Raw genomic sequence first — 3419 nt, forward strand, 5'->3', positions numbered from 1 at the left:
CCGCAGGAGTTGGTGTTGTTCGTCGCGGGCCGCGACACCGCGCGCGTCGATTTCGCCGGCGACCCGCAGGCCGTCGCGGCCGTCCGAGCGGCACGCCGCGGCTTGTGATCAGCGGCCGAGCAGATGCCGCAGCGTCTGCTCGAGGGTTGGATGGCGAAACCGGTGGTCGAGTTGTTGTAGCCGGGTCGGCAGCACCCGTTGATTGGCGCAGGCCAATTCGCGAGCACCCTGCTCGCCGAGCAGCAGTCGCGGCCCCAGCGGCGGTACCGGCAACACCGCCGGACGGCGCAGCACCTTGGCAAGCGCTCGGGTGTAGTCGCTGTTGCGGACCGGATCGACGGCCACCGCGTTGACCGGTCCAGCCAGCGCGGTGTCCCAGAGTCCGCGGTGGTAGACGTCGACCAGGTCGTCGATCCCGATATAGGAGAACCACTGTTGACCATCGCCCACGCGGCCACCCATCCCCGCGCGAAACAGCGGCAGCAGCAGGCGCAGCGTCCCGCCGCTCGGGGATTGCACGATCCCGGTGCGCACCCGCACCACCCGGACTCCGCCGTCCTCGGCGGCCGTTGCGGCCCGCTCCCAGTCGCCGACCACATCGGCGAGGAACCCATCGCCGCGTTCGCTGTCCTCGGTCAGTGTCGCGTCACCGCGGTCGTAGCCGTAGTACCCGATCGCCGACGCGCAGATCAGCAGCTTTGGCCCGTCGGCTGATTTCGCCATCAGTTCAGCCAGGCGGCGAGTGGGGCCGATCCGGCTATCGCGGATCGCGGCTCGGTGTGACTCGGTAAACCGGCCCGCGATCGATGCGCCCGCCAGGTGAATAACCGCGTTGACCCCGTTCAGCAGATCCGGGTTAGGATCATTCGGATTCCATTGCCGCTCATCAGGTTTAGTCGCAGCGCGGCGCACCAGGTGGATCACCCGATGGCCGCCGGTGGACAGGAAGGCGGTCAACGCCGACCCGACCAGCCCGGACGATCCGCTGACCGCGACCGTCATCGGAGTCAAGCCCCGCGCGGCGGCAAGTCGATGCGCGGCGATGTCATCGGCCAACTGACGATGCCGGTAAGCGAACATCGCGCGCAGCGCGCGAGCGGGGACCGGTGTGGCTACGCGGTCGGTCACCCGCGTGCGCTCACCACTGAGCTCTTCGAATTCGTGGGTATGCCGCCAGCGAACCGCCAGCCGCACCGGCAGCGAGGCCAGGCCTTCGGAGCTGATCGAGTCGACGAAGCGTCGGGGCGGATCGTAGCCATCGGGTTGATGGTCGGCGACCCAGCGCAGACCGCCGGGAAGGCCGAGCTCAGCGCGTCCGTTCTGCAGCGAATCTGCTTCGGCGACGACCCGTACCGGCTGCCACGGTGGCGACAGTCGGGTGATGGCGCCCGGCCGGGTGTGCCAGTCGAACACTTCGTAGATTGGCGCGTCGACCACGCTCGAATACACAAGTCCCATTAAATCGACCGTACCTGCGAAGTTCGGTGGGTGGGTCGACTAGCGGTCCGGCAGCGCGTGCTCGACGATGGGCAACCGCGGCAGCAGCTGGCGTTCGCGGCGTTTGGCCGCCAGATACACCTGCGCGGTCTCGTCAGCGACGGTGTGCCAATCGAAATCAGCGGTCAGCCGTTCACGCGCGGCCCGGGCCCGGCGCTGGGCGCCGGCTGGATCGTCAAGCACCGCACGGACCGCTTTGGCTAGCCGCGTCACATCGCTTGGTGGACAAGATATCCCGGTCTCACCGTCGATCACCGCCTCGCCCAGCCCGCCGATGTTTGACGTCACCAACGGTGTTCCCGCCGCCGCAGCCTCCAGTGCCGCCAACCCGAACGGCTCGTAGTGGCTGGGCAGCACCGCCGCGTCGGCGCGATGCAGCGCCGCCAACAGCTCGTCGTGATCGAGCCGCCCGACGAATCGGGTTGCCTTGAGCACCCGATGTTTACGGGCCTGCTCGACGAGCCAGTCCAGCTGGGTCCCGTCGCCGGCGATCGTCAACGTGGTACCGGGATGGGCGCGCCGGATCCGCGGCAGCGCCGCGATCGCGTCGTGCACGCCCTTCTCGTATTCCAGCCGGCCAACGAACAACAGCTCCGGCGGGCTACTGGAAACACTGCGGCGTCGCCGCGTCGCGAACGGCCAGCGCGCCGCGTCGATGCCGTTGCGGATGACGGTGGATTCGGCCAATCCGGGTCCGAACAGCTCGGTGATCTCGTCGCGCATCGACGCCGAACATGTGATCAGCGAATCGGATTCGCGCACTAGCCACGACTCGACGGCGTGCACCTGCCTGCTCAGCGATCCGGAGACCCATCCGGAATGTCGACCGGCCTCGGTGGCGTGAATCGTGGAAACCATTGGCACGTCGTAAAACTCGGCTAGCGCGATGGCCGGATGGGCGACCAGCCAGTCATGCGCGTGCACGACGTCGGGGCGCCAGGGTTTGTCGCTTGAAGTGTCCTTTATCGACAATCCGGCGCGGACCATGGCGTGGCCCATGGCCAGCGTCCAGGCCATCATGTCGTGGGAGAAGGTGAACTCGTGCGGGTCTTGCGCGGCGGCGACGACGCGGACGTCCTCGTTGATTTCATCCGATAACGGGTGGGTGCTCGGATCGGTGCCCGTCGGACGGCGAGACAACACGACGACCTCATGCCCGGCGGCTGCCAGTGCCGTCGACAGGTGATGGACGTGGCGGCCGAGCCCACCGATCACCACCGGTGGGTATTCCCACGACACCATCAGAACTTTCATCGCGGCAGCCTGCGTGCATCCAGCGCACCGAACAGTCCGTCGGCGCGGTTCCAGCCGTCTGCCAGGCGCTGCGCGATCTCCCGGCGGCCCGACGCGAGCGCGCCGGCGATCTCGCGGGTGGCATGGGCGTGCAGATGGGCCCGGTACCGGGCGTAGTCAGCGGCCGAGTCCTTGCTCACCATGAACGGCCAATCACTGGACACCGTAAGCAATGTCTCGCGCAGAATCTGGTCGGCGATCTGATCGCGGGGGATCGGCCCGTCCAGGGATGCGGTCTGGGCCAGCGCCTTGTCGACGGTGGTCAGCGCGGTGTCGACGACTTCGTTGTTGAGTTGCACCAGATCGGCCACTTTGTCACCGGCCCACACCTGCCAGTCCTTGCCGGAACCCCAAGAGCTGGGCGGTAATTCGACCGTTTCGCCGACGAAACCCTCCGTTACGGCGTCGCTGAGTGTGCCGATGCGAACCCCCGCATCCGGCAGCGCTCGCAGCACCCGTTCCAGCCACACCGGTCCCTCGTACCACCAGTGGCCGAACAACTCGGTGTCGAACGCGGCAATCACGTGGGCCGGTCGTCCGATGCGTTCGGATTCGGCGAGCAGCCGGCCGCGGACCACGTCAACGAAATCAGCGACGTGGTTATCGATTGCGCGATCGGCGCGGTCGGG

The 3419-nt window shown here is 67.5% G+C and carries 3 protein-coding genes; all 3 read right to left on the reverse strand.

The features are described from left to right. Positions 1–108: 108 nt before the first annotated feature. Positions 109–1458: a TIGR01777 family oxidoreductase gene (locus WB785_RS05300; RefSeq protein ID WP_424077667.1), complete on the reverse strand. Its 1350-nt coding sequence runs from the start codon at positions 1456–1458 to the stop codon at positions 109–111. A gap of 39 nt (positions 1459–1497) precedes the next feature. Further along, positions 1498–2751 carry a glycosyltransferase family 4 protein gene (locus WB785_RS05305; RefSeq protein ID WP_424077669.1) on the reverse strand — a complete coding sequence of 418 codons (1254 nt, stop codon included), beginning with the start codon at positions 2749–2751 and terminating at the stop codon, positions 1498–1500. Next, positions 2748–3419: 1,4-alpha-glucan branching protein domain-containing protein (locus WB785_RS05310; protein ID WP_424077670.1), on the reverse strand; the 672-nt coding region annotated here is incomplete at its 5' end. The genes WB785_RS05305 and WB785_RS05310, both read right to left, overlap by 4 nt.

Origin of the sequence: Mycobacterium sp., assembly GCF_049585075.1 — a bacterium.
Classification (GTDB): Bacteria; Actinomycetota; Actinomycetes; order Mycobacteriales; family Mycobacteriaceae; genus Mycobacterium.